Annotated in this window: 23 protein-coding genes; 13 read left to right on the top strand and 10 right to left on the bottom strand. The window is 66.1% G+C overall.

The genetic code is table 11. The features are described from left to right. Positions 1-369 precede the first annotated feature (369 nt). The 3 genes from purL to grxD all read left to right on the top strand — a co-directional run bounded on the left by purL (position 370) and on the right by grxD (position 3,350). Complete coding sequence (purL, locus tag AC4PTB_RS03100; RefSeq protein ID WP_492191638.1) at positions 370-2,532, top strand: phosphoribosylformylglycinamidine synthase subunit PurL; 2,163 nt, start codon at positions 370-372, stop codon at positions 2,530-2,532. 183 nt (positions 2,533-2,715) lie between these two features. After that, positions 2,716-2,955, top strand: a complete 240-nt coding sequence (locus tag AC4PTB_RS03095; RefSeq protein ID WP_013066292.1) for a BolA/IbaG family iron-sulfur metabolism protein — start codon at positions 2,716-2,718, stop codon at positions 2,953-2,955. A gap of 35 nt (positions 2,956-2,990) precedes the next feature. Next, entirely contained in the window at positions 2,991-3,350 is a 360-nt protein-coding gene (gene grxD, locus AC4PTB_RS03090) for a Grx4 family monothiol glutaredoxin (protein WP_492191637.1), read from the top strand. Between the two features lie 53 nt (positions 3,351-3,403). Here grxD and AC4PTB_RS03085 read toward each other — a convergent pair whose 3' ends face one another. Continuing rightward, positions 3,404-3,745: a hypothetical protein gene (locus tag AC4PTB_RS03085; RefSeq protein ID WP_492191636.1), complete on the bottom strand. Its 342-nt coding sequence runs from the start codon at positions 3,743-3,745 to the stop codon at positions 3,404-3,406. Between the two features lie 190 nt (positions 3,746-3,935). On the opposite strand from AC4PTB_RS03085, the gene deoC reads away from it, so the two are divergent. Then, a complete protein-coding gene (deoC, locus tag AC4PTB_RS03080) occupies positions 3,936-4,889 on the top strand; it encodes a deoxyribose-phosphate aldolase (RefSeq protein ID WP_492191635.1) in 954 nt (317 codons plus the stop codon). 7 nt (positions 4,890-4,896) lie between these two features. Beyond that, a complete protein-coding gene (locus AC4PTB_RS03075) occupies positions 4,897-7,233 on the top strand; it encodes an aldehyde dehydrogenase family protein (RefSeq protein ID WP_492191634.1) in 2,337 nt (778 codons plus the stop codon). Positions 7,234-7,385: 152 nt separating this feature from the next. Here the strand turns inward: AC4PTB_RS03075 and AC4PTB_RS03070 are convergent, their stop codons facing one another. From AC4PTB_RS03070 to AC4PTB_RS03060, 3 genes are all read right to left on the bottom strand, one after another. Then, positions 7,386-8,033: a DUF1523 family protein gene (locus AC4PTB_RS03070; RefSeq protein ID WP_492191633.1), complete on the bottom strand. Its 648-nt coding sequence runs from the start codon at positions 8,031-8,033 to the stop codon at positions 7,386-7,388. Positions 8,034-8,042: 9 nt separating this feature from the next. After that, the gene (locus AC4PTB_RS03065; protein ID WP_492191632.1) at positions 8,043-8,306 is read right to left on the bottom strand and encodes a hypothetical protein; all 264 of its coding nucleotides are present in this window, start codon (positions 8,304-8,306) and stop codon (positions 8,043-8,045) included. A 249-nt stretch (positions 8,307-8,555) separates the two neighbouring features. Then, on the bottom strand, positions 8,556-8,804 hold the full coding sequence (locus AC4PTB_RS03060) for a DUF167 domain-containing protein (protein WP_492191631.1): 249 nt from the start codon (positions 8,802-8,804) through the stop codon (positions 8,556-8,558). Positions 8,805-8,897: 93 nt separating this feature from the next. Here AC4PTB_RS03060 and AC4PTB_RS03055 point away from each other — a divergent pair, with 93 nt between their 5' ends. Together AC4PTB_RS03055 and AC4PTB_RS03050 are read left to right on the top strand one after the other, a co-directional pair. Next, positions 8,898-9,503, top strand: coding sequence for a nitroreductase family protein (locus AC4PTB_RS03055; RefSeq protein ID WP_492191630.1), 606 nt, complete (start codon positions 8,898-8,900; stop codon positions 9,501-9,503). Beyond that, positions 9,500-10,189: an EI24 domain-containing protein gene (locus AC4PTB_RS03050; protein WP_492191629.1), complete on the top strand. Its 690-nt coding sequence runs from the start codon at positions 9,500-9,502 to the stop codon at positions 10,187-10,189. Before AC4PTB_RS03055 ends, AC4PTB_RS03050 begins: the two co-directional genes overlap by 4 nt. Before the next feature lie 18 nt (positions 10,190-10,207). On the opposite strand, the gene mce is transcribed toward AC4PTB_RS03050, so the two are convergent. Further along, positions 10,208-10,612: a methylmalonyl-CoA epimerase gene (gene mce, locus AC4PTB_RS03045; protein WP_492191628.1), complete on the bottom strand. Its 405-nt coding sequence runs from the start codon at positions 10,610-10,612 to the stop codon at positions 10,208-10,210. 141 nt (positions 10,613-10,753) lie between these two features. Here mce and AC4PTB_RS03040 point away from each other — a divergent pair, with 141 nt between their 5' ends. Beyond that, a complete protein-coding gene (locus tag AC4PTB_RS03040; RefSeq protein WP_492191627.1) occupies positions 10,754-11,464 on the top strand; it encodes a response regulator in 711 nt (236 codons plus the stop codon). A gap of 87 nt (positions 11,465-11,551) precedes the next feature. Here the strand turns inward: AC4PTB_RS03040 and AC4PTB_RS03035 are convergent, their stop codons facing one another. After that, positions 11,552-12,262: a GNAT family N-acetyltransferase gene (locus AC4PTB_RS03035; RefSeq protein ID WP_492191626.1), complete on the bottom strand. Its 711-nt coding sequence runs from the start codon at positions 12,260-12,262 to the stop codon at positions 11,552-11,554. 135 nt (positions 12,263-12,397) lie between these two features. Between AC4PTB_RS03035 and AC4PTB_RS03030 the strand changes: the two genes are divergently transcribed. Then, positions 12,398-12,532: a hypothetical protein gene (locus tag AC4PTB_RS03030; RefSeq protein ID WP_492191625.1), complete on the top strand. Its 135-nt coding sequence runs from the start codon at positions 12,398-12,400 to the stop codon at positions 12,530-12,532. Position 12,533: 1 nt separating this feature from the next. On the opposite strand, the gene AC4PTB_RS03025 is transcribed toward AC4PTB_RS03030, so the two are convergent. The 3 genes from AC4PTB_RS03025 to aspS all read right to left on the bottom strand — a co-directional run bounded on the left by AC4PTB_RS03025 (position 12,534) and on the right by aspS (position 17,010). After that, positions 12,534-13,754 carry a DUF1501 domain-containing protein gene (locus AC4PTB_RS03025; RefSeq protein WP_492191624.1) on the bottom strand — a complete coding sequence of 407 codons (1,221 nt, stop codon included), beginning with the start codon at positions 13,752-13,754 and terminating at the stop codon, positions 12,534-12,536. A gap of 4 nt (positions 13,755-13,758) precedes the next feature. Then, the gene (locus AC4PTB_RS03020) at positions 13,759-15,132 is read right to left on the bottom strand and encodes a DUF1800 domain-containing protein (RefSeq protein WP_492191623.1); all 1,374 of its coding nucleotides are present in this window, start codon (positions 15,130-15,132) and stop codon (positions 13,759-13,761) included. Between the two features lie 96 nt (positions 15,133-15,228). Then, on the bottom strand, positions 15,229-17,010 hold the full coding sequence (gene aspS, locus AC4PTB_RS03015; RefSeq protein WP_492191622.1) for an aspartate--tRNA ligase: 1,782 nt from the start codon (positions 17,008-17,010) through the stop codon (positions 15,229-15,231). 218 nt (positions 17,011-17,228) lie between these two features. On the opposite strand from aspS, the gene carB reads away from it, so the two are divergent. From carB to AC4PTB_RS02995, 4 genes are all read left to right on the top strand, one after another. Next, entirely contained in the window at positions 17,229-20,561 is a 3,333-nt protein-coding gene (gene carB / locus AC4PTB_RS03010; RefSeq protein WP_492191621.1) for a carbamoyl-phosphate synthase large subunit, read from the top strand. A gap of 224 nt (positions 20,562-20,785) precedes the next feature. Further along, positions 20,786-21,859 carry an NAD(P)/FAD-dependent oxidoreductase gene (locus AC4PTB_RS03005; RefSeq protein WP_492191620.1) on the top strand — a complete coding sequence of 358 codons (1,074 nt, stop codon included), beginning with the start codon at positions 20,786-20,788 and terminating at the stop codon, positions 21,857-21,859. 46 nt (positions 21,860-21,905) lie between these two features. Beyond that, complete coding sequence (locus tag AC4PTB_RS03000; RefSeq protein WP_492191619.1) at positions 21,906-22,265, top strand: carboxymuconolactone decarboxylase family protein; 360 nt, start codon at positions 21,906-21,908, stop codon at positions 22,263-22,265. Between the two features lie 98 nt (positions 22,266-22,363). Next, a complete protein-coding gene (locus AC4PTB_RS02995) occupies positions 22,364-23,197 on the top strand; it encodes a GH25 family lysozyme (protein WP_492191618.1) in 834 nt (277 codons plus the stop codon). A 166-nt stretch (positions 23,198-23,363) separates the two neighbouring features. On the opposite strand, the gene AC4PTB_RS02990 is transcribed toward AC4PTB_RS02995, so the two are convergent. Beyond that, the gene (locus tag AC4PTB_RS02990; RefSeq protein WP_492191617.1) at positions 23,364-25,862 is read right to left on the bottom strand and encodes a GcvT family protein; all 2,499 of its coding nucleotides are present in this window, start codon (positions 25,860-25,862) and stop codon (positions 23,364-23,366) included. Between the last annotated feature and the right edge of the window lie 87 nt (positions 25,863-25,949).

Here is a 25,949-nt window from a genome sequence, read left to right as displayed (position 1 = left end):
CGCCGCAGCGCCCAGACATTCGCGCAACGCATAGCAGCCATGCTGCACCCGCAGCATTATTCTCCTTGAACCATTCTTATTCTGCCCATAAATCAGGCTTCGAAGGCGATGATTTGCGGAAACGCGCATCACCTTCTACCTCCCTGTTGGACTAAGGCCGAGCTTGTCTCGGCCCTTTTTTTATCTTCGGATAAAGTGCCGCGCTCCAACCGGCCCGCCCGACCGGCATCCGTCGCTTGCGCCGCGCGCATCTTCTCTCCCTGTCGCCCTGCAACGGCCGCGGCAAAATCCGCCCCCGCAGCACGCAGGCCCCTTCCCCGACCGGCGCCGATGTTCTAAGGGAAGCCAAAGCCGATGCCGGAGGAGCCGATGACCGAGCCGCAGATCACCCCCGACCTGATTGCCGCCCATGGGCTGAAACCGGATGAGTATGAGCGCATCCTCGAGATCATCGGCCGCGCGCCGACCTTCACCGAGCTGGGCATCTTCTCGGCGATGTGGAACGAGCATTGCTCCTACAAATCGTCCAAGGTCTGGCTGCGCACGCTGCACACCACCGGCCCGCAGGTGATCTGCGGCCCCGGGGAAAACGCGGGCGTCGTCGACATCGGCGACGGGCAGGCGATCATCTTCAAGATGGAAAGCCACAACCACCCCAGCTACATCGAACCGCATCAGGGCGCGGCGACGGGCGTCGGCGGCATCCTGCGCGACGTTTTCACCATGGGCGCGCGGCCGATCGCGGCGATGGACAGCTTGTCCTTCGGCGTGCCGAGTCATCCGAAAACCCCGCATCTGGTCAAGGGCGTGGTCGAGGGCGTGGGCTCTTACGGCAACTGCTTTGGCGTGCCGAATGTCGGCGGCGAAGTGCGCTTTCACAAAAGCTACAACGGCAACTGTCTGGTGAATGCCTTTGCCGCGGGTCTCGCGCAGACCGACAACATCTTTTACTGCGCCGCCTCGGGCGTCGGCATGCCGGTCGTCTATCTCGGCGCCAAGACCGGCCGTGACGGCGTCGGCGGCGCCACCATGGCCTCGGCCGAATTCGACGACACGATCGAGGAAAAACGCCCGACCGTGCAGGTCGGCGACCCCTTCACCGAGAAATGCCTGATGGAAGCCTGCATGGAGCTGATGCAGACCGATGCGGTGATCTCGATCCAGGACATGGGCGCCGCGGGCCTGACCTGTTCGGCGGTGGAGATGGGCGACAAGGGGGGCTTGGGCATCCGGCTGGTGCTGGATGCCGTGCCGCAGCGCGAAAAGAACATGACCGCCTATGAGATGATGCTGTCCGAAAGCCAGGAACGCATGCTCATGGTGCTCAAGCCCGAGAAAGAGGCCGAGGCGCGGGCGATCTTTGAAAAATGGGATCTCGATTTCGCCATCGTCGGTGAAACGATCGCCGAAGACCGCTTCGTGATCGAGCACAAGGGCGAGGTGAAAGCCGATCTGCCGCTGTCGAAACTTTCTTCGGCGGCGCCCGAATACAACCGCCCCTGGGTGGAAACGCCGCCCGCCGAACCGCTGGGTCAGCTGCCCGAAATCACCCCGATTGCCGCGCTGAAAACGCTGATCGGGTCGCCGAACTATGCCGCGAAAAACTGGGTCTTCGAGCAATATGACACCCAGGTGATGGGCGACACCGTGCGCCGTCCGGGTCTGGGCGCGGGGGTGGTGCGCATTCATGGCAGCAACAAGGCCGTGGCCTTCACCTCCGATGTGACGCCGCGTTACGTCAAGGCGAACCCGTTCGAGGGCGGCAAACAGGCGGTGGCGGAAGCCTATCGCAATCTTTCCGCCGTCGGTGCCCTGCCGCTGGCGACGACCGACAACATGAACTTCGGCAACCCGGAAAAGCCCGAGATCATGGGCCAGTTCGTCGGCGCGATCAAAGGCATCAGCGAAGCCTGCAAGGCGCTTGATTTCCCGATCGTCTCGGGCAACGTCTCGCTTTACAACGAAACCGACGGTTCGGGGATCCTGCCGACGCCGACGATCGGCGCCGTGGGCCTGCTGAAATCGCTGGATGATCTGATCGGCGGGCTGCCGGAAGCGGGCGATATCGCGCTGGTGATCGGCGTGACGCATGGCCATCTGGGCCAATCGGCGCTGGCAGCCGAGGCTTTCGGCATCGAAGCGGGCGACGCGCCGCCGGTCGATCTGGCCGATGAGCGCAAGCATGGCGAATTCATCCGCGCCAATGGCCGGGTGCTGAAAGCCGCCGCCGATCTGACCGATGGCGGTCTGGCGCTGGCGGCGTTTGAGCTGGCCGAGGCCGCCGGGATCGGCGTGCAGCTGGACAGCGACGACATCGCCCAGCTGTTCGGCGAGGATCAGGCCCGCTATCTGGTTGCCTGCGACGAGGCCGGGGCCGAGGCGCTGGAAGCCGCCGCCAAGGCCGCCGGCGTGCCGCTCGACCGGGTCGGCATCTTCGGCGGCACGACGGTTGCCCTTGGCGCCGACACCGCGCCGCTGGCGGATCTCAGCACGCTTTACCGCACCGCCTTCGCTGCCGCCATCGAAGGCTGACCAGGTGCGCTTCGGGGGCCGTCGCCGACGCCCCCGAAGCCCCGCGGCATCTGACGCCCCCCTGACAACCGACCATCGCAGCGGCCTGCGCCGCACGGCGTCTCTTGGCACGGCGGCCCGGCGCTTGGCCCTTGCCGCCCCCGCGCCCGCAACCTAGATTGATCCCAGAACAAGGAGTTGCCCATGCCGATGGAAGCCAGTGACATCGAAGCCCTGATCCGCGCCGGGTTTCCCGATGCGAAGATCACAATCACCGACCTTGCCGGGGACGGCAACCACTGGGGGGCCGAGGTGATCGACGCCTCGTTCAAGGGGCTGAACCGGGTGCAGCAGCAACGCGCCGTCTTTGCCACGCTGAAAGGCGCTATGGACGGGCCGAATGCGCCGCTGCATGCGCTTGCCCTGACCACCAAGGCCGAATGAGCCGCGGTTCACGTTTCGCAGAAAGGACCCCTCCCATGACCGCACTCGACCAGATCAAGGCCGATATCGCCGGAAACGACGTCATCCTTTACATGAAGGGCACGAAGGAAATGCCGCAATGCGGATTTTCCAGCCGCGTCGCGGGCGTGCTGAACTACCTTGGCGTGACCTACAAGGACGTGAACGTGCTCGCCGATCCGGACGTGCGTCAGGGCATCAAGGATTATTCCGACTGGCCGACGATCCCGCAGCTTTACGTCAAGGGCGATTTCGTCGGCGGCTGCGATATCGTCACCGAAATGATGCTCTCGGGTGAGCTGGACAAGCTTTTCGACGACAAGGGCATCGCCTATGACAAGGGCCGCGCCGACCAGATCCGCGCCGCCAACGCCTGAGGGCCCGATCCCGAAAGCCCCGCTCCGGCGGGGCTTTTCATTTTTCGGAACATTCAGAGCCTTGCGAAAAACGGGTCGATATCCCAATAGGCCAGCAGATGCTCGGCCCGGTCGCAGGCCATGCCCAGAAGCTGCATCGCATGCACATCCATGCTGATCAGCGCCGCCAGCCGATAGCCCTGCATCGCCGCCTCGCGCGCGGGGCTGCCTTCCGCAAAAGAGCTTTCGATCGCCGAGGCCGCAGAGACCAGCGTGAAGCCCAGTTCCAGAGGCGGCTCCTCGGGCCAGCGTTCGACCATCTCGCGCACCAGGCTGCGCCAGGAGTCGTCCGCCCGCAGCAGCCGTTCGATGGCAAACGCCACACGTTCCTCGATTCGCAACGCCAGCATCGTCATGATTGCCTCAACATGGTCAGCTCAAATGGCGCCAGCATGCGCAAAACCGCTCTTGTCGCAATGATTTCCCGCCGTTTTGGCGAAGTTTCGGCACGTCAGAGTAAATCCCTGCCGAATTCTGCGCCTTTGCGGGTGATTGAAGCCGGGGGCCGCAACCGCTAGCCTGCAAGAACGCAACCACAGGCCCGCCATGACCGCTCCCCAGCTTCGCAACCCCGGCTTCCCCCTTGACCGCAGCTGGTTCGAGGAGATCGCCATCAACACCCCCGCCGCCGGGGCACGGGCCGCGCATCTGGGGACCAGCCGGTCGCTGAAGGGGCAATGGCAGGCGGCCTGGCTGGTGAATGCGATCCGCTGCATGGATCTGACGACGCTTGCGGGCGATGATACCGAGGCGCGGGTGGCGCGGCTTTGCGCCAAGGCGCGGGCACCGCTCGCAGATCACATCCTGGCCGGGCTCGGGCTGGAGGGGCTGACCACCGGCGCCGTCTGCGTCTATCCGACGATGGTGGCCGCGGCGGTCAGGGCCTTGCAAGGCACGGATATTCCCGTGGCCTCGGTGGCGACGGGCTTTCCGGCCGGGCTGATGCCGCTGCCCCTGCGGCTGGCCGAGATCCGCTATGCCGTCGAGGAGGGCGCGGCGGAAATCGACATCGTGATTTCGCGCGCGCTGGTGCTGCGGGGCGACTGGGCGCAGCTTCATGACGAGATAGCCGCGATGCGTGCGGCCTGCGGCACGGCGCATATGAAGGCGATTCTGGCGACGGGCGATCTGCAGACGCTGTCGAACGTTTACAAGGCCGCAATGGTGGCGATGCAGGCGGGGGCGGATTTCATCAAGACCTCGACCGGCAAGGAGGGGGTGAACGCCACCCTGCCGGTGTCGCTGGTGATGGCGCGGGCGCTGCGCGACTTTGGCGCGCGGACCGGCGTGAAGATCGGCTTCAAGCCCGCGGGCGGGATGAAGACCGCCAAGGACGCGCTGGCTTGGCAGATCCTGATGAAGGAGGAGCTGGGCACCGACTGGCTCCGGCCCGACCTGTTCCGTCTGGGCGCCTCCTCGATGCTGGGCGACATCGAACGCCAGCTCGAGACCCATGTCACCGGCCGCTATGCCGCCAGCCACCGCCACGCGCTTGCCTGAGGGAAAGATGCCTTCCGTGAAAGAGATCCTGACGACGATGGACTATGGCCCGGCCCCCGAGGCGGTGGGCGAGGTGACGGGCTGGTTGCAGGCGCGCGGCCGTTTCGGCCATCTGATCGGCGGGGCGATGACCGCACCCGGCACGGTCTTTGCGACGCTGAACCCGGCCACGGGCGAGACGCTGGCCGAGGTGACACGGGGAAGCGGGGCCGACGTGGGGGCCGCCGTTGCCGCCGCCCGCGCCGCCGCCCCCGGCTGGGCCGCGCTGTCGGGGCATGAAAGGGCGAAATGGCTTTATGCCATCGCCCGCAACCTGCAAAAACGCGAAGCATTTCTTAGAATTCTGGAAGTTCTGGATACCGGAAATACAATCCGGGAGGTCCGCGACATCGATCTGCCGCTGACGATCCGGCAGGTCTATCACGCCGCGGGCCGCGCCGAGCTTTGCGCCGAAGATTTCCCCGGTCTGGTGCCGCAGGGCGTCGTCGGGGTGATCCTTCCGTCCAGCAGCCCGCTGCAGATGCTCGCCGCGCACGTTGCCCCGGCGCTGGCGGCGGGCAATGTGGTGGTGGTGAAACCGGCCGCGGAAACGCCGCTCTCGGCGCTCGCCCTTGCCGAGATCTGCCTTGAAATCGGCCTGCCCGCGGGGGTTTTGAACATCGTCACCGGCGACGGCGCGACCGGCGCCGCCCTTGCGGCAAGCCCGGTCGACAAGATCGCCTTCACCGGCACGACCGAGGTCGGCCGCGCCCTGCGCAGCGCCACGGCGGGCTCGGGCAAGGCACTGACCCTGGCGCTGGGGGGCAGCTCCGCCATCCTCGTCTTTGCCGATGCCGATCTCGATGCGGCGGTCGAGGGCGTGGTCACGGCAACCTGGACCCGTCAGGGCCAGAGCTGTTCGGCCGGAGCGCGGATCTTCGTCGCCGAAGCGGTGGCCGAGCGTTTCACCGCGAAGCTGACCGCGCGGATGGAGAAGCTGCGTCTTGGCGATCCGCTCGACAAGGGCACCGACATTGGCGCCGTCGTCTCGGCGGCGCGGCGCGACCGCTGTCTGGCCCTGCTCGCCCGCGGCGTCGCAGCCGGGGGGCAACTGCGGCAATCGCCCACCCCCCTGCCCGCGCAGGGCTGTTTCATCGCCCCCGGCCTGCTGTTGGCACAGCCGACAAACCCCTGTTCGATCGAAGAAATCTTCGGCCCCCTTGCAACGCTTGCAACGTTCCGCACGCCCGGCGAGGCGATCGAACTGGCCAATGCCAGCCGCCATGGACTGGCCGCCTCGGTCTGGTCGGAGAGCATCACGCTGGCGCAGGATGTGGCGGCGCAACTGGCGACCGGGACGGTCTGGATCAACAGCCACAGCCTTTTCGACGCCGCCGCCCCCTTTGGTGGCAGGCGGGACAGCGGCTTTGGCCGGGAGGGCGGGCGCGAGGGGCTGCGCGCCCAGCTCCGCCCCCCTGTCACCGCCACGCGGCCCGAGGCCCCCGCCCCGGATTTCAACGCCGCGCCCTGTCCCGAAGCCGCCGCCCCGCAGCCGATCGACCGCACCGCGAAGCTTTACATCGGCGGCGCGCAGAAACGCCCCGAGGGCGGGCAAAGCTGGCGCGTCACGCATCAGGGACGCGAGATCGGCCTTGCGCCGCTTGGCGGGCGCAAGGACATCCGCAACGCGGTCGAGGCCGCGCACAAGGCGGCAGGCTGGTCGAAACTGACCGGGCACGCCCGCGCCCAGGTGCTTTATTTCCTTGCCGAGAACCTGTCGCTGCGGGCGGCGGAGTTCGAGGCGCGGCTGGCCGGGAGCGGCCATGATCCCGCCGAAGTCGGCCAGACGATCCGGCTGGCCTTCCGCGCCGCCGCGCTGGCCGACAAGATCACGGGCGAGGTGATCCAGACGAAGCCGCAGCTGCTGACCCTGACCCGGCCCGAGCCCCGGGGCGTTCTGGGCATCGCCTGTGCCAACTGCCAACCGCTGCTGGGCTTCGCTGCGCTGGTGCTGCCCGCGATCGCCGCGGGCAACCGCGTGGTGGCGATCCCGGCGATGGCGCAGCCGCTTGTCGCGGCCGATTTCGCGCAGGTGCTGGAGACCTCGGACGTGCCGGGCGGTGTGGTGAACCTGATCTGCGGCCCGCGCGAAGATCTGGCGAAGGTGCTGGCGGGCCATGACGATGTGGCGGCGCTCTGGTATGCGGGCACGCCCGAGGGCGCCGCGATGGTGGAACGCGAAAGCGCCGCCAGCCTGAAGGCGATCTGGTGCCCGACCGGCCGCGACTGGGCGGCACAGGAGCTGCGCGACACCCTGGACCAGGCGACACAGATGAAAACGATCTGGGTACCCTACGGCATCTGAACGGAAAAACCGCGCCCGGGCCCGGACGCGGTTGCTTTCATCTTGCCCGAAACACCGCGGGAAGAGAGGGGATCGAGCCCCCTTGCCGTCAAAGGGGACCCCATCGAACGGGCGGCCCGTGGCAGCCCCGGGGGCAGCGCCCCCGGCCGCCGTCACTTCTTCCCGGTCAGATCGTCGAACATGCCCCGGGCCTTGTCGACGCCGGATTCGGCGCGGTCGGTCACATCCTCGATCGCATCGGCGACATCACCCAGCACCGGGTCGATCGCATTGCGGCGGAACTGGATCCAAAGCGCCCGCACCGTCAGGATCGCCATCGTCAGCAGCGTCAGGAAGATGATGTTGAACCACGGAATGATCGAGACCTCGGGCCCGTCCACCGGCTTGATCGAGACCGCGTTCGGGAAGATCGAGAACAGCTCGCTGCGCCAGCCGTAATAGGTCATCACCCCCCATTTCGGCGCCTCGCCCGTCGATTGCAGGTCAGCCGCCTGGGTCGACAGGTTCGCGGTGTCGAATTTGAAATAGGGCGGCCAGCCCCAGCCCGTATCCTGGTTGCGATAAACGACCGGCTTGCCCTCGGGCGTCACCGCCGAGATGAACTGCACGTCATAGCTGCTCTGATTGGTGGCCTTCACCTCCGGCCCCGACCAGAAGATGCTGGTCCAGCCGCTCAGATCCTTCCGTTCCTGATAGATGTTGACCACCCGCACGACTTCGTGCCGGGGCAGGGTATAGTGCAGGAAGCTGCCGAAGATCACCGCGATCAGCAGCCAGAAAATCCATTTGACGTATCCCATGCGCACCTCTCAGTTGGCGAAATAGACGAGTGATCCGACGATCGCGAAGGGCAGCAGCATCACCAGACGCAACATGCGCTGCGGCAGGCTGTTTTCCCACGCGGCCATTCCGCTCTTTAGATAAGCGTCGAAATCCAGGGCATCACCCGCGCCCTCATTCCACGCCGCCTCGAGGGCTTCACGTTTGCGCGACGCCAGCGACAATCGCAAGACCCAATACCCAGAGATCGCCATCACGGCGAGCAACACCAGCAATCTGCCAAATCCGACCATTTTTCGTCCCCGACCAGTCCGAACATGTCACAGGACCGCGGACAAGACACCGCGTTCCCGAACAGCCCGACCCGTCCGGCATGCGCACTGCCTGCGCCCAAATGCGAACCGAGATCCGCTTCGACCCTTTGGTCAGGAAAACTCACAAATCCGGATGCGACCAGATGCAGCGATGCCGCAGGGGGGAAATCTGCTCACGAGTTGCATGATCCACACGGCGGCAGGAGAATGCCCCCCGCCCGGGCCGCCTCAGCCGAGGCGGAACACCTTGTCGCGCGCGGTCTCGCCCCGGATCAGGGTCAGCCGCGATTTCGCCACGCCCAGGCTTTTGGCCAGCAGTTTCACCACCGCCGCATTGGCCTTGCCGCCCTCGGGCACGACCGTCACATAGGCGCGCAACCCGTCCTCGGCCAGGACGATCTCGTTGCGCGAGGCCCTGGGGGTCACACGCAGCGCGATTTCAGCGCCCGGTTGCGCAAGATGGCTCAGATCACTCATGCCCCCTTCTACCGCGCCCGGCCCGCCGGGCAAGTCCCGTCCTTGCAATCCGCCCCGCCACCGCCGATATCTTGCACAGACAGGAGATGCGCCATGGATAGTCCCCCCGGCACCGTCAACCCCGCCCGGCGTGACGCCGCGGCCCTCGGCTTTCTGGCAACCCGCCGCTCGCGGTCACCAAAGCTGCTCTCCGCCCCGGTGCCCGACCGGGCCGCGCTGCGCGGGATCCTGACCATCGCCGCGCGCGTGCCCGATCACGGCAAGCTTGAGCCCTGGCGCTTCATCGTCCTTGAAAAGCCCGCGCTCGACCGTCTCGCCGACGCGGCCGCGGATTTTGCCGCGACCCATCTTCTGCCCGAAGAGATCGCCGCCAAGGGCGTGTCGCAATTCGCGCAAAGCCCGCTCTGCGTCGCGCTGATCGCCGTGCCCCGCCCGACCGAAAAGGTGCCCGCGATCGAGCAGACGCTCTCGGTCGGCGCCGCGGGCATGCAACTGGTGAACGCCGCGCTGGCGGCGGGCTGGGGGGCATCCTGGCTGACCGGCTGGGTGGCGCATGATCTGCGCTTTGCCGCCCCGGCGCTGGGGCTCGCCCCCGGCGAATGGGTCGCGGGGCTGATCCATATCGGCACCGAGACCGCGGTGCCGCCCGAGCGGCCCCGCCCCGATCTGGACACTCTCCTCACATGGGTAAGCGCATGATCTTCGACATCTTCCTGCGCGGCTGGGCCGATCTGGCCCGCCCCGGCGCGCTGAAAGTTCTGCTCAAGGGCATCGGCCTTGCGATCCTTCTGCTGCTCGTCGTCTGGTTCGGCCTGTTCGAGCTGATCGGCTGGTTCATCCCCGACACGATCACCCTGCCCTTCTTCGGGGCGGTCGGCTGGATCGATCCGGCGCTGTCGATCGCCTCGATCGGCGTGATGCTGATCGCCTCGATCTTCCTGATGGTGCCGGTGGCCTCGATCTTCACCGGCTTCTTCCTTGACGAGGTGGCCGAACTGGTCGAGCGCCATCACTATCCCGGCCTGCCGCCGGTGCGCCGCCTGAGCCTGTCGGAGACGCTGGGCGACAGTCTGCGCTTTTTCGGCGTGGTGGTCGCGGCGAACCTTGTGGCGCTGATCGTCTATCTGTTCGTCGGGCCTTTGGCGCCGGTCGTCTTTTTCGCGCTGAACGGCTATCTGCTTGGCCGCGAATATTTCCAGATGGCGGCGGTGCGACGGATGGGCCGGGCCGAGGCGAAGGCGCTTTATGCGGCCAACAAGGGCACGATCTGGGCCTCCGGCGCGCTGATGGCCTTGCCGCTGACGGTGCCGGTGCTGAACCTTGCGGTGCCGGTGGTGGGGGCTGCGGCCTTCACCCACCTGTTTCACCGGCTGGCGCAGCGATAACCGCGCCAGCCGAACGCCTTACACCTGTTCCAGCTCGATCAGGCAGCCGTTGAAATCCTTCGGATGCAGGAAGAGCACGGGCTTGCCATGCGCGCCGATCTTCGGCTCGCCGGTACCCAGCACGCGGGCGCCTTCAGCCTTGAGCCTGTCGCGCGCGGCCAGGATATCCTCGACCTCGAAACACATGTGATGAATCCCGCCCGAGGGATTCTTCTCCAGAAAGCCCCGAATCGGGCTGTTTTCACCCAGAGGGTAAAGAAGCTCGATCTTCGTGTTGGGCAGCTCGATGAAAACCACGGTCACGCCGTGGTCGGGCTCGTCCTGCGGCGGATTCACCTTTGCGCCGAGCGTGTTGGCATATTGCGCCGACGCTGCCGCAAGATCCGGCACGGCGATGGCGACATGGTTCAGACGTCCGATCATGATGGGCCTCCCTTTGCTTTTCTTCGCATAGGGGGGAGAAAACCGCGATGCAAGCGCGGCTTTCGCTGTTGGCGTTAACCCCACGTTAGGCAAAGGCATCGTTAACTCATGGAACCGCAATTCCTCTGCCAGGGTGGCGCCATGACCGACGATCTGACCTCTTTCCTTGCCTGCCGACCCGCCACCGCGGACCGCCCGCTTCTGGGGCTGACGGTGCTTCTGGTCGAAGACAGCCGCTTCGCCTCCGAAGCGGTGCGGCTTCTGTGCCTGCGTTCAGGGGCGCGGATCCGCCGCGCCGATTGCCTGCGCTCGGCGCATCGGCATCTGGCCACCTACCGGCCGAATGTGGTGGTGGTGGACATGGGCCTGCCCGATGGCTCCGGCGCCGATCTGATCCGCCATATCAAGGCCAATGGCCCCGGTTGCCCGGCGGTGATCGGGCTTTCGGGCGATCCCGGGATGATGGACGAGGCGATGGCGGCGGGGGCGGATGCCTTCATGGAAAAACCGCTCGATTCGCTGGCGGCGTTTCAGGCGCGGGTGCTGTCGGTCCTGCCGCCCGACGTGCGCCCGGCCGGGGTGCGGACGATGGAGGATGACAAGGTCTCGCCCGATCCGCTCGCCCTGCGCGACGATCTGAACCATGTGGCCGAGGTTCTGGCCGCCGGTCCCGATGGCGCGGTGCTGGGCTATGTGGCGCAATTCCTCGCCGGGGTGGCGCGCTCGGCGCATGACGGCGATCTTGAATCGGCGGCCACCGCTTTGGGCGGCAAGACCGCCCCCAGCCCGGCCGCGATCTCGCGCCTCACCGGGATCGTGCAGGCCCGTCTGGCGGCGGCTTCCGGGTTCTGAGACCGCGCGCCCCGGGGGGATCGGGACAAGAGCGTATTTGGACCAAGAAAAAACCCGCAGCTTTTCTTGGCTCAAATACGCAAAGCCTTACTGCCCGGCCAGCACCGGATCCGAGGCAACGCGCACCAGTCGCGTCAGGTCCGAGAGGCGCTCGATCTGATGCCCCTTGGCATCGAAATTCGACGGCGACAGCCAGGCCTCATAGGCCTCCTGCAAGCCGGGCCAATCCTTGTCGGTGGCGGCAAACCAGGCGGTGTCGCGGTTGCGCCCCTTGACGATCGCCGCCTGCCGGAACGTGCCCTCGTAGCTCAGCCCCAGCCGCTCGGCAGCCCGGCGCGAGGGCATGTTGAGCGCATCGCATTTCCATTCGAACCGCCGATACCCGGCCCGGAAGGCCCAGGACATCATCAGGATCATCGCCTCGGTCGCCGCAGTCGAGCGCGACAGCCGCCGCGACAGATTGATGTGTCCCAGCTCGATCACCCCTATCTCCGGGGTGATTCGCAGATAGGCCATCACGCCAGAAGCCAGTTCCGTCTCTTTCTCCACCACCGCATAGAACAGCGGATCGCGTGACGCCGCCATGTCGCCGACCCAGCGGATATAGCCCGCCTCGGAAGGGAAGGGCCCGTAGGGCAGGTAATCCCAGATCGTATCGTCTTCGCTGTTGGCCCGAAACAGCGCATCGGCATGCCGTTCCTCCAGCCGTTCCAGCCGGCAGGCCCGGCCGTCGATCACCCCGGCATCGGGAAACCGCGGCGCCTTCCAGCCGGTCACCGCCTCTCCAAATCGTTTCATCTGACCCTCCCGTTTCGGATCAGGCTAACCGCCCGGACGCAAAGGCGCAATTGCCGCGCAAAGGCGCCAATCTTTCCCGATTCCCGCCGCAATCGCGCGGGATCGTGCGGCAAGATCCCCTGCCAGAGGTCCGCGATGAAAGCCAAAGCCCTGCGTTACCTGACCGACCAGCGCCTGATCGAGGCAGCGCATTGGGCCAGCTTCAGCCTTGGCGCGGCAAGTTTGGCCGTTGCCGTGGGCGGCACCGCCTGGGCGGCCTTCTTCGCCTGACTTACGCCAGAAAGCGCGGGTCCGTCCCCATCTCGAGCCCCGGAAAGATCGCGCGCTCGAGCGCGTCGCGCGGCGTGCCGAACAGCCCCGCCAAGGCCCAGGCGGCATAGGCGCGGCTGTCGGCCGTGGGCGTCAGATCGCGACCGGCGTAAAGATCGGCCTCGGCCAGACCCGGCCAGCGACCATAGACCTTGCCGCCTTTCAGCACGCCCCCCGCCATCACCATCGCGCCGCCGGTGCCGTGATCAGTCCCCCCGCTGCCATTTTGCCGCGCCGTGCGGCCGAATTCCGTCATCGCCAACACCAGCGTTTCCCCCCAGACCGTGCCAAGCTCGGTCTTCAGCGTGGTCAGCGCCGCCGCCAGCCGCTCGGTCGGGCGGCGCAACGCCTGGGCCTGACTGCGATGCGTGTCCCAGCCGGTCAGCGAAAAGGCCGCGATCCGCGCCGCCCCGCGCAGCCGTTCCGCCGCAAATGCCGCCAGAGGATCGCGGCCGGGCACCTTCCCCCCCTCGGGCTTCGCCGGGCGCCGCTGCGCCGCGGGGGCAGAATCGTCCCCGCCCATCTCCGCCTCGGGCGCAGTCATCCGCAGCGCATCCTCGGCGGCATCGCGAAACAGCGGATCGTCGTGATAGATCGATTCCAGAAGCCGCCGCCCCTGCGACGACAGGCCCAGCCAGGCCTCGGGCGTCCAGGACATCGTCGGCGCCGCCCCCGAGAGGATGCGCAACTCCTCCTCGCCGACCGAATAGGCGGTCTCGGCCGTGGCCCCGGGCAGGGTCTGCAACAGCCGGTTCAACCAGCCGTCACGGATCCGCGACACCGGCACATCCATCCCGGTCCCGGCTTCCAGCATGTCCTGGCCGTCGAAATGGCTGCGCTTGTCACGATAGGGGGTGGACACGGCATGGGCAAACCCAAGCTCGCCCGCCGCCCACATCGGCATCAGTTGCGGCACCAGAAACGGATGCAGCCCGAAGAACCCGTCCAGATCCGCCGCCCCCGCGGCTGGACCGATGGCGAAACCGGGGCGCAGCTGCGCCAGCTGCGGATCGCCATGGGGCTGCACGAGATCCAGCCCGTCCATGCCGCCGCGCAGGAGGATCACAACGAGCCGCCGATCGCCGGGCACGGCAGCACAGGTGACCGCGTTCATCAACGGATGCGCCGCCGCCGAACACCCGGCCAAGAGCGCGCCTTTCAGCAAGAAACGCCGTGTCAGCATCGGTTCATCTCCTTGTGAATTCGACGGAAGCCAGCACCAGCGCCACCGCTTCGGCCCGGGTTTCCGCCCGCGGCACCGCCTGCGCCAGCGCGGGCGACAGCCGCGGCCCCAGCGCCGCTTCGGCAAAAGCCCTCGGATCCGCGGGCATCTTCCCCAGAAGCTGCGGAACCTGCATCGCCCAGTTGATCCGCGCCGCCAGCTGCTGCGCCGAGATCCATTCGGCCTCCTCCTCGGGCCAGCCATCGGGGCCGTCGGTGACCAGCCAAGATTGCCCCATCGCCCGCATCGGCGCAAACGCCGCTGCGCGGATCACCCGTTCGTCCCAGGCCATCACCGCCGCCCCGTCCAGACCCAGCGCCCGCAAGCCGGTGGCGATATGGTCAAAGGGCTGACGGACCTTGGCGAAGCGGGGCTGCAGCGCCGCCGGATGCGTCAGCAGCACCCGATAGACCGGCATCAATTCACCCCCGGCCGCCGCATAGGCCTCGGCCATCGCGGTCACCAGCGCCGGATCTGGCTCGGGGGCGACGAAATGCACCGCCAGTTTCCACGCCAGATGCCGCGCCGTGTCGGGGTGCAGCGCCAGCGCCTCCAGCACGGCATGAATGTCTTCCAGCCGCGCCGGATCGCCGCCATAGCTTTTCCCCAGAACCGTTTCAGCCCCCGGCTCGGCCAGATTCGGCGCAAAGGTGAAATCCTCGCCCGAATCCGCCTGCATCCCGGTGAACAGCTCGGCCAGCTGCCGCACATCGGCCTGGCTGTAACGCCCGCCCACGCCCAGAGTGTGCAACTCCATCACCTCGCGGGCCAGGTTCTCGTTCAGCCCCCGCCCGGGACGCTTTTGCGCCCGCCGCGAATTCGGCCCGATCGAAAAGGTCTGATCCAGATAGATCAGCATCATCGGATGGGTTTCCGCCACCCGCAGCAAGGTCTTGAAATTGCCGGTGATATGGGGGCGCAGCGCCTCGCCGTGGGCGCAGGACAGGCCGACATCCTGCCGCCGCTTCGCCAGAACGGTGAAATGGTCGCGCCAGAACGCCCAGAGCCTTTCGCGAAAGCCGTCCGACGCCTCGACCGCGCGCGCCAGCGACAGCTGCAGATTGTCGCGCAACAGCCCCGCCATATGCCGCTTTTTCGCGGTCAGCGCCGCTTCGGCCGCCTCGGCCCCGGCCGGGCCGGGGTTTCGGGTCGCCTTGCGCGCGTCCCGAAAGGCCCGGCCTTCGGCCAGCGCCTGATCGGTGGTCATCCCCGGCCAGCGGGCGGCCAGATGATCGGGGCCGGCCAGCACCGCCAGCATCGTCTCGGCATCGGAAGGACCGGGCCTGCCCGGCGCGGGGCCGAAACCGAAGCGCACCTGCGCCAGTTGCGAAAACTCCATCCCGTCCTCCTGCCCAGACGACCGGGAAAGAGGATACGCGCAAAAAAGGATGCCGTCGTCACCTTCGGCATCCTTTTGCGCACGCTTTCGTGAAGATCACGCGTCCTTGGGCAGCACCCGCAGCCGCAATTCGCGCAGCTGCTCGTTCAGCGGTTCCGAAGGCGCCCCCATCATCAGGTCTTCGGCACGCTGGTTCATCGGGAACATGATGACTTCGCGGATGTTCGCCGTATCGGCCAGCAGCATCACGATCCGGTCGATGCCCGCCGCGCAACCGCCGTGGGGCGGGGCCCCATAGCGGAAGGCCTTGACCATGCCGCCGAAGCGCTTCTCGACCTCTTCCTTCGGGTAGCCCGCCAGCTCAAACGCCTTGAACATGATGTCGGGGCGGTGGTTGCGGATGCCGCCCGAGACCAGCTCATAGCCGTTGCAGGCGAGGTCATATTGATAGGCATAGACCTTGAGCGGATCGCCCATCAGCGCCTCGAGCCCGCCTTGCGGCATCGAGAACGGGTTGTGGGAGAAGTCGATCTTGCCCTCGTCGGTCTTCTCGTACATCGGGAAATCGACGATCCAGGCAAAGCGGAAGGTATCGGTCTCGGTCAGGCCCAGCTCGCGGCCGATCTCGTTGCGGGCCTTGCCCGCGACGGATTCGAATTGCTCCGCCTTGCCACCAAGGAAGAAGACGGCATCGCCTTCGTTCAGCGACAGCTGCATGCGGATCGCTTCGGTGCGCTCGGCCCCCAGCGCTTTCGCGATCGGACCGGCGGCTTCCATCGACCCGTCTTCGGCCTTGCGCCAGAAGATATAGCCCATGCCCGGCAGCCCGTTCGCCTGGGCAAAAGCATTCATCCGGTCACAGAACTTGCGCGAGCCGCCGGTGGGGGCGGGGATCGCCCGAACCTCGGTGCCTTCGTTTTCCAGAAGTTTCGCAAAAATCGCAAAGCCGGAATCTTTAAAGTGCTCCGACACATCCGCCATCTTGATCGGGTTGCGCAGGTCGGGCTTGTCGCTGCCATACCACAGCAGCGCATCGCGATAGGCGATCAGCGGCCAGTTCGGATCGACCTTTTTGCCTTTTCCGAATTCCTCGAAAAGCCCCTGAATGACCGGCTGCACCGCGGCGAACACGTCTTCCTGCTTCACGAAGCTCATCTCGATGTCGAGCTGATAGAAGTCGGTCGGGCTGCGGTCGGCGCGGGGGTCTTCGTCGCGGAAGCAGGGCGCGATCTGGAAGTAGCGGTCAAAGCCCGCCACCATGATCAGCTGCTTGAACTGCTGCGGCGCCTGCGGCAGGGCGTAGAACTTGCCCGGATGCAGCCGCGAGGGCACGAGGAAGTCGCGCGCCCCTTCGGGCGAAGACGCGGTGATGATCGGCGTCTGAAACTCGGTGAAGCCGCGGTCCCACATCCGGTTGCGCAGGCTGCGCACCACATTCGAACGCAGCATCATGTTCTGATGCAGGCTCTCGCGGCGCAGATCGAGGAAGCGATAGGTCAGCCGGGTTTCTTCCGGATATTCCGGCTCGCCGAAGACCTGCACCGGCAGATCGCCCTCGACCGGGCCCAGAACCTCGACCTCTTTCGCATAGACTTCGATTTCGCCGGTCGGGATCTTGCTGTTCACCAGCGAAGCATCGCGCAGCTTCACCTTGCCGTCGATGCGGATCACCCATTCGGCGCGGACCTTTTCCAGCGCCGAGAAGGCCGGGCTGTCGCCGTCACACAGGATCTGCGTGATGCCGTAATGGTCGCGCAGGTCAAGGAACAGCACACCGCCGTGATCTCGCACCCGATGCACCCAGCCGGACAGACGAACTTCCTCACCCGCATTCGCGGCGCTGAGGGCGGCGCAGGTATGGCTGCGATAGGCGTGCATCACTCTCCCCTTTCCCGGGCTTGTCGTATCGACGCCCGATCAACCGCGAAGGCCGGACAAAGTCAAGCCACCCCGCCCGCGGCCGCGGTCAAATCCGTCTGCCGCGCATGGAATGACGCTTGCGCCGCGCCGTGACCAGACTATAACGCCCATCAATTTGCGCACCGGACCCCCACGGCCCGGTGCGTCTTGCCGCGCCATCCATGAAGGGGTCCCCCATGCCGAAGAGAACCGACATCCAGTCCATCCTCATCATCGGCGCGGGCCCCATCATCATCGGGCAGGCCTGCGAATTCGACTATTCCGGCGCACAAGCCTGCAAGGCGCTGCGGGAAGAAGGCTACCGGGTCATCCTGGTGAACTCGAACCCGGCGACGATCATGACCGACCCGGAAATGGCCGATGCGACCTATATCGAGCCGATCACCCCCGAGGTCGTGGCGAAGATCATCGAAAAGGAACGCCCCGACGCGCTTTTGCCGACGATGGGCGGGCAGACCGGCCTCAACACCTCGCTCGCACTCGCCGACATGGGCGTGCTGGAGAAATTCGGCGTCGAGCTGATCGGCGCCAACCGTCAAGCCATCGAAATGGCCGAAGACCGCAAGCTTTTCCGCGAGGCGATGGACCGGATCGGGCTGGAAAACCCGAAAGCCACGATCATTTCCGCGCCGAAGCTGGAAAACGGCAAATACGACATTTCCGCCGGCGTGCGTCAGGCGCTGATCGACCTGGAACATATCGGCCTGCCCGCGATCATCCGCCCGGCCTTCACCCTGGGCGGCACCGGCGGCGGCGTCGCCTATAACCGCGACGATTACGAGGCCATCGTGCGCTCGGGCCTCGATGCTTCGCCCGTCGCGCAGGTGCTGATCGATGAATCGCTGCTGGGCTGGAAAGAATACGAGATGGAGGTGGTGCGCGACAAAGCCGACAACGCCATCATCGTCTGTTCCATCGAAAACATCGATCCGATGGGCGTGCATACGGGCGATTCCATCACCGTCGCCCCGGCGCTGACGCTGACCGACAAGGAATATCAGATCATGCGCAACGGCTCGATTGCCGTTCTGCGCGAGATCGGCGTCGAGACCGGCGGCTCGAACGTGCAATGGGCGATCAACCCGAAAGACGGCCGCATGGTGGTGATCGAGATGAACCCGCGGGTGTCGCGGTCCTCGGCGCTGGCGTCGAAGGCGACGGGCTTCCCGATTGCGAAGATCGCGGCGAAACTGGCCGTGGGTTACACGCTCGATGAACTCGACAACGATATCACCAAGGTCACGCCCGCCTCGTTCGAACCGACCATCGACTATGTCGTGACCAAGATCCCGCGCTTTGCGTTCGAGAAATTTCCCGGCTCGAAGCCCGAGCTGACCACCGCGATGAAATCGGTGGGCGAGGCGATGGCGATTGGCCGGACCTTCCACGAATCGGTGCAAAAGGCGCTGGCGTCCATGGAAACCGGCCTGACCGGCTTTGACGAAATCGCCATCGAGGGCGCCCCCGACAAGGCCGCGGTGATCAAGGCGATCTCGCGCCAGACCCCGGACCGGATGCGGCTCATTGCGCAGGCGATGCGCCACGGGCTGAGCGATGACGAAATCGTCACCGCCACCGCCTTTGACCCGTGGTTCCTCGCCCGCATCCGCGAAATCGTCGAGGCCGAGGCCGCGATCCGCAAGAACGGCCTGCCGCTGGATGAAAAAGGCCTGCGCAAGCTGAAGATGATGGGCTTCACCGATGCCCGTCTGGCGAAGCTGACCGGCCGCGACGAGGGTCAGGTCCGCCGCGCGCGGCGCAATCTGGGCGTCACCGCCGTCTTCAAGCGCATCGACACCTGCGCCGCCGAGTTCGAGGCGCAGACCCCCTACATGTATTCGACCTACGAAGTGCCCGCGATGGGCGATGTCGAATGCGAGGCCCGGCCCTCGGACCGCAAGAAAGTGGTGATCCTGGGCGGCGGCCCGAACCGGATCGGTCAGGGGATCGAGTTCGATTACTGCTGCTGCCATGCCTGCTTCGCGCTGACGAAGGCGGGCTATGAAACCATCATGATCAACTGCAACCCGGAAACGGTGTCGACCGATTATGACACCTCGGACCGGCTCTATTTCGAGCCGCTGACGCTGGAACATGTGCTGGAGATTCTGCGCGTCGAGCAGGACAATGGCACGCTGCATGGGGTGATCGTGCAATTCGGCGGCCAGACGCCGCTGAAACTGGCGAATGCGCTGGAAGCCGAGGGCATCCCGATCCTGGGCACCACGCCGGACGCGATCGACCTGGCCGAAGACCGCGAGCGGTTCCAGCAGCTTCTGAACGATCTGGAGCTGAAGCAGCCGGTCAACGGCATTGCGTCGACCGAGGCGCAAGCCTTTGAAATTTCGGGCCGTGTCGGCTATCCGCTGGTCATTCGCCCGTCTTATGTTCTGGGCGGGCGCGCCATGGAGATCGTGCGCGACACCGAGCATCTGAAGCGCTACATCACCACCGCCGTCACTGTTTCGGGCGATAGCCCGGTGCTTCTGGACAGCTATCTGTCCGGCGCGATCGAGGTGGATGTGGACGCGCTGTCGGACGGCAAGACCGTCCATGTCGCCGGGATCATGCAGCATATCGAGGAAGCGGGCGTCCATTCGGGCGACAGCGCCTGTTCGCTGCCGCCCTATTCGCTCTCGCGCGAGACCGTGGCGGAGCTGAAGGCCCAGACCGAAAAGATGGCGCTGGCGCTGGGCGTCGTCGGACTGATGAACGTGCAATTCGCGATCAAGGACGGGGTGATCTATGTGCTGGAGGTGAACCCGCGCGCCAGCCGCACCGTGCCTTTCGTGGCGAAGGCGACCGATTCGGCCATTGCCTCGATCGCGGCGCGGCTGATGGCGGGCGAGCCGATGGCGAATTTCCCGCTGCGCGCCGCCTATCCCGAAAGCGTCGGCCCGGAGACCCCCCTGCCCTTCGCCGATCCGCTGACCTTGGCCGATCCGAACACGCCGTGGTTCTCGGTCAAGGAAGCGGTGCTGCCCTTCGCCCGTTTCCCGGGTGTCGATACGCTTCTGGGGCCGGAAATGCGCTCGACCGGCGAAGTGATGGGCTGGGACCGCAACTTCCCGCGCGCCTTCCTCAAGGCGCAGATGGGCGCGGGCACGCATCTGCCGGAAACCGGCCGGGTGTTCCTCTCGATCAAGGATGCCGACAAGTCGGACGACCTGGCCGCGGCCGCGCGCGATCTGATCGCGATGGGCTTCACGCTCGTCGCCACCCGCGGCACGGGGGCGTGGCTGAAGGAAAAGGGCGTCGAGGCCGAGGCGGTGAACAAGGTCTACGAGGGCCGTCCGAACATCGTCGACCGGCTGAAAAACGGCGATATCGCGCTGGTGTTCAACACCACCGACGGCAACCAGTCGGTGTCGGACAGCCGCGAGATCCGCGCCGTCGCGCTTTACGACAAGATCCCCTATTTCACCACCGCCGCCGCCTCCATCGCCGCCGTCGCCGCGATGAAGAGCCGCGCCGAGGGCGAAATCTCGGTCCGTCCGCTGCAGGCGTAAGCAGACCCGCGAAGCCCTTCGGGGCTTCGCCTCCCCCGGCGGCGTTCCTTTTACAGGAACGGCACCAGCGGCACGCTGTCGCCACAGGCCGCCAGAGCCAGCAGAAGTCCGAGAATCAGTACCTGTTTCATCGCGCCCTCCTTGAATTGCCCCAGCCTAGGCCCGGGGCAAGCCGCGATGCAATCACCCTTTTCAACCGGCCCGCGCGCCACTAACCTGCCGCCATGCAAACCGATTTCCTCATTCTTGGCGGCGGTATCGCGGGGCTTTCCGCGGCCGCCCATCTTGCGCCCCTCGGCAGCCTGACCCTGCTCGAAGCCGAGGCCGATCTGGCCTATCACGCCTCCGGCCGCTCGGCCGCGCTTTATGAGCCCTACTATGGCAATCCAGTCGTGGTGGCGCTCTCGCTTGCCTCGCAGGATTTCTACGAAAGCTCCGGGCTGCTGACCCCGCGCGGGGTGATGGTGGTCGACGACGCCACGCACGAGGCCCGGTTTCGCGACCATCTCGCGCATTTTCAACTGGATGCGCTGACAATCCCCGAGGCGCAGGCGCTCTGGCCGATCCTGAACCCCGAAACTGTCGCCTTTGCCGGCTATGCCGACCGGGCACAGGATATCGACACCGACGCGCTTTTGGCCCGCTACAGCCGCGCGGCCAAGGCGGCAGGCGCGACGATCCGCACCCGGTCCCGCGTCACCCGGATCACCCGCCTGCCCGCGGGCTGGGAGGTCGAGGCCGGGGGCGCCGTCTTCACCGCGAAGATCGTGATCAATGCTGCGGGCGCCTGGGTGGATCAGCTCGCCGCGCTCGCCGGGGTGAGGCCGCTTGGCTTTACGCCGCTGCGGCGCTCGATGGCGCGGATCCCCGCCCCCGAGGGAATGGATGTCCGCCGCTGGCCGATGGTGATCGGCGGGTCCGAGGACTGGTACATGAAGCCCGATGCCGGGGCGCTGATCGTCTCGCCCGCCGACGAGGAGCCGATGGCGCCGCAGGACGCCTGGGCCGATGACATGGTTCTGGCCGAGGGTCTGGCGCGCTATGAAGCGGCGGTGACCGCCCCGGTGACCCGGCTTCTGGCGAATTGGGCGGGGCTGCGCACCTTTGCGCCCGACCGCAGCCCGGTGATCGGCTTTGACGCCACGGCCCCCGGGTTCTTCTGGTTGGCCGGTCAGGGCGGCTATGGCTTCCAGCTGGCGCCTGCGGCGGCGGGCCTTGTGGCCGATCTGATCGCGGGCCGTGCCCCCGCGCTGGACCGCGCGCTTCTCTCCGCCCTCGCTCCGTCGCGTTTCGGTTGACATTCCAAATTATGAATATATCTAGGTCTCAAATAAGGAGGCCCAGATGAGCTACAAGACGAAGATCGAGACGATGCGCGGCGAGCTGCGGGTGATGCGCAAGATCATCCCCGAGGCGATGCGCGGCTTTGGCGAGATGGAAAAGGCCATCACCGAGAACGGGGTGATGGACAAGCGGCAAAAGGAATGGATCGCGCTGGCCATGGGCATCGCGCAGCGCTGCGAACCCTGCATCGGCTTTCACATCGGCGCGATGATGCGCGCAGGTGGCACGCGCGAAGAGCTGGCCGATATCTGCGCCGTGGCGATCCAGATGGGCGGCGGCCCGGCGATGATGTATGCGGCGCATGCGCTGGCCTGCTGGGACGAACTCGCCGCCGAGCAGGCGGGCGCCGCCACCGCCTGAGCCGCGCAAATTTCCGCCAGCCCGGCGACGCCCCCGTGACAGCGGGGGCGTTTTGCGTCACCCTTGGCGCAATCAGACCAGCACGGGCAGAGGCAGGCATGCGGATTTCCACGATCCTTTTCACCACGGCGCTTTGCGCGCTGGTTCTTGGCTGTGGCGGCCGACCGGATTCCGGCCCGGTGAAGGGGCGGCTCGAGACACCCGGCAGGCTTGATCCCGCCGATCACCGCGCCCCGGGCCTGCCGCGGACCTTCGGGGACACCGATCCGCATGAATGGCAGGGCATCACACCTGCGCAGTATGCGGTGCACGGGATCGACGCCGCGCGTTATCAGGGCGCGATCGACTGGGCCGCGGCGCGGCGGGCGGGGGTGTCCTTTGCCTGGCTCAAGGCGACCGAGGGCGGCGACCGCGTCGATCCGGGCTTCGATCTGAACGCGGCCGCGGCGCGGGCGGCGGGGGTGCCGGTCGGCGGCTACCACTTCTTCTATTTCTGCCGTCCGGCCTCGGAACAGGCGGCCTGGTTCATTCGCAACGTGCCGAAAGTGGCGGGCGACTTGCCGCCGGTGCTCGACATCGAATGGAACCCCGATTCGCCCAGCTGCAAGGCGCGCCCCGATGCCGCCAAGGTGCGATCGGAAATGCGGAGCTTCCTGAGCCTGCTCGAGCGCCATTACGGCACGCAACCCGTCGTCTACACCACGCCGGATTTCTACAAGGACAACGATCTGGGCAGCCTGTCGGGCGTCGATTTCTGGCTGCGCGCGGTGACGGCGCATCCCTCCGAGCGCTACCCGGGCGAGCGCTGGACCTTCTGGCAATATACCGGCACCGGCGTCGTGCCCGGGGTCGGCGGCATCGTCGACATCAACGCCTTTGCGGGCTCGCGCGGGGCCTGGGACACCTGGCTCGCCACCCGCGCACAGCGCTGAGACGGAAAAAAGGGGGGCGCTGCCCCCCTCTTGGCCTGCGGCCAATTCACCCCCCGGCGTATTTTCACCAAGAAAAAAACACGCCAGCTTTTTCTTGGTCCAAATACGCCCTCGCGACCGCAGCCCGAAAGCGAACGGGCCGAGGTTTTCCCCGGCCCGTCGTGCCTCAGCCATCCTTGCGGATGCGCGCGTTCGTCGGATCATGCGGGCTGTCTTCGGTGACAACCGCATCCCATTCCTGCAGCTGGATCTTCACCTTCAGCTTCGTGCCGACCTCGGCCAGATCGGGGCGGACATAGCCCATGCCGATCTGCTTGCCGAAGGCCACCGACCAGCCGCCCGAGGTCAGACGCCCGACCTTTTCGCCGTTGTGGATCAGCGCTTCCTTGCCCCAGGGATCTGTGTCCGACGGCCCGTCGATGAGCAGCGTCACGCATTTCGCGCGAATGCCGGTCGAAAGCATCGCCTGCTTGCCGCGGAAGTCCTTGGACAGGTCGATGAAGCGGTCGAGCCCCGCCTCCATCGGCGTCGCATCCCGGCCCAGCTCGCTGCCGAAAGCGCGATAGCTCTTCTCCTGCCGCAGCCAGTTCTGCGCCCGGGCGCCGACCGGCTTCAGCCCGTGTTTCGGCCCGACCGACCAGATCAGATCCCAGAGGTAGCGGCCGAATTCGATCGGATAGTGCAGCTCCCAGCCCAGTTCCCCGGTGTAGGCCACGCGGATCGCGCGCACCGGGCACATGCCCAGTTCGATGGTGCGGCAGCTGAGCCAGGGGAAGCGCTTGTTGCCCAGAACCGTCTCGGGCGCGGCATCCTTGACGATCTCATTGAGGATCGCGCGGGCATTGGGGCCTGCCAGCGCATAGACGCCCCATTGCGTGGTGACATCGTGGATATCGAGGTGGCCGCCGCCCGAAGCAATGAAATCATCGGCCGATTTCTGCAGGAAATCATAGTCATAGGCCGTCCATGCCCCGGCCGAGATCAGGTAGTATTCGTTCTCGGCCAGACGGACGATGGTGTATTCCGTCCGCGTCGTGCCCGCATCGGTCAGCGCATAGGTCAGGTTGATCCGCCCCACGGCGGGCAGCTTGTTGCAGGTGAAGTGGTCGAGGAAGGCCGTGGCCCCGGGGCCGCGCACGAGGTGCTTGGTGAAGGCCGAGGCATCGATAATCCCCGCCGTGTCGCGGATCGCCTTCGCCTCTTCCACCGCATAGGGCCACCAGGCGCCACGGCGGAAGCTGCGGCTGTTGTGGTCGAAATCGGGGGCCGCATCGAGGGGCCCGTAGTAGTTCGGCCGCTCCCAGCCGTTCACCTGCCCCATCTGCGCGCCCAAGGCCAGTTGCCGGTCATAGGCGGGGGCGGTGCGCAGCGGACGGCAGGCTTCGCGTTCTTCGTCCGGGTGGTGCAGGATGAAGACGTGGTCGTAGCATTCCTCGTTCTTGCGCGCGGCATATTCGGTGGTCATCCAGTTGCCGTAGCGCTTCGGATCAAGGCTGGCCATGTCGATCTCGGCCTCGCCCTCGACCATCATCTGCGCGAGGTAATAGCCGGTGCCGCCCGCGGCGGTGATGCCGAAGCTGAAGCCCTCGGCCAGCCACATGTTGCGCAGCCCCGGCGCCGGGCCGACCAGCGGGTTGCCATCCGGCGTGTAGCAGATCGGGCCGTTGAAATCGTCTTTCAGACCAACGGTTTCCGAGGAGGGAAGCCGGTAAATCATCGACATGTATTCCGCCTCGATCCGTTCCAGATCAAGCGGGAAAAGATCGGCGCGGAAGGTTTCCGGCACATCATAAAGGAACCGGGCCGGGGCGCCCTTTTCATAGGGCCCAAGGATCCAGCCGCCGCGTTCCTCGCGCACATACCATTTCGCATCGGCATCGCGCAGAACCGGGTGTTCCGGGTTCGACTTGCGCCATTCTTGCAGCATCGGATCGGGCTCGGTGACGATGAACTGATGTTCTACCGGAATCGCCGGGATCTTGATGCCCAGAAGCCGCGCCGTGCGCTGCGCGTGGTTGCCCGTTGCCGTCACCACATGTTCGGCATGCACATCGATCAGCTCGCCCGAGCCCACCAGGTTGCCGCCCTTCTCGACCATCTTTTCCAGCGTCACGATCCATTCGGCGCCAGTCCATTTGTAGCCGTTCACCTGCAGCTTGCGCACGATCTCCACGCCGCGCTGCCGGGCGCCCTTTGCCATCGCCTGGGTCACATCGGCGGGGTTGATGTAGCCGTCCTGCGGGTGGAACAGCGCGCCTTTCAGGTCATCGGTGCGCACCAGCGGCCAGCGTTCCTTGATCTGCGCAGGCGTCAGGAATTCGTGATAGACGCCCGCGGTTTCCGCCACGCTCGAATAGAGCATGTATTCGTCCATCCGCTCCTGCGTCTGCGCCATGCGCAGGTTGCCGCAGACCGAAAAGCCCGCGTTCAGACCCGTTTCGGCCTCCAGCTGCTTGTAAAGATCGACCGAGTATTTGTGGATATGGGTGGTCGCATAGCTCATGTTGAACAGCGGCAAGAGACCGGCGGCATGCCAGGTCGAGCCAGAGGTCAGCTCGTCGCGCTCGACAAGCATCGTCTCCCAACCCGCCTTGGCCAGGTGATAGGCGATCGAACAGCCAACGGCACCGCCGCCGACGACAAGGGCTTTGACATGGGTCTTCATCGGGCACTCCTGAAGCGTTTCCCCCGTTGTCGCAGGTTGGCGAAGCTTCGGGCCAGCGCCGCCGACATTCAGGGGCGAAAAACGACA

It is taken from the genome of Rhodobacter sp. 4.3.4 (assembly GCF_058724655.1).
This window is presented reverse-complemented; position numbering and strand designations above follow the sequence as displayed.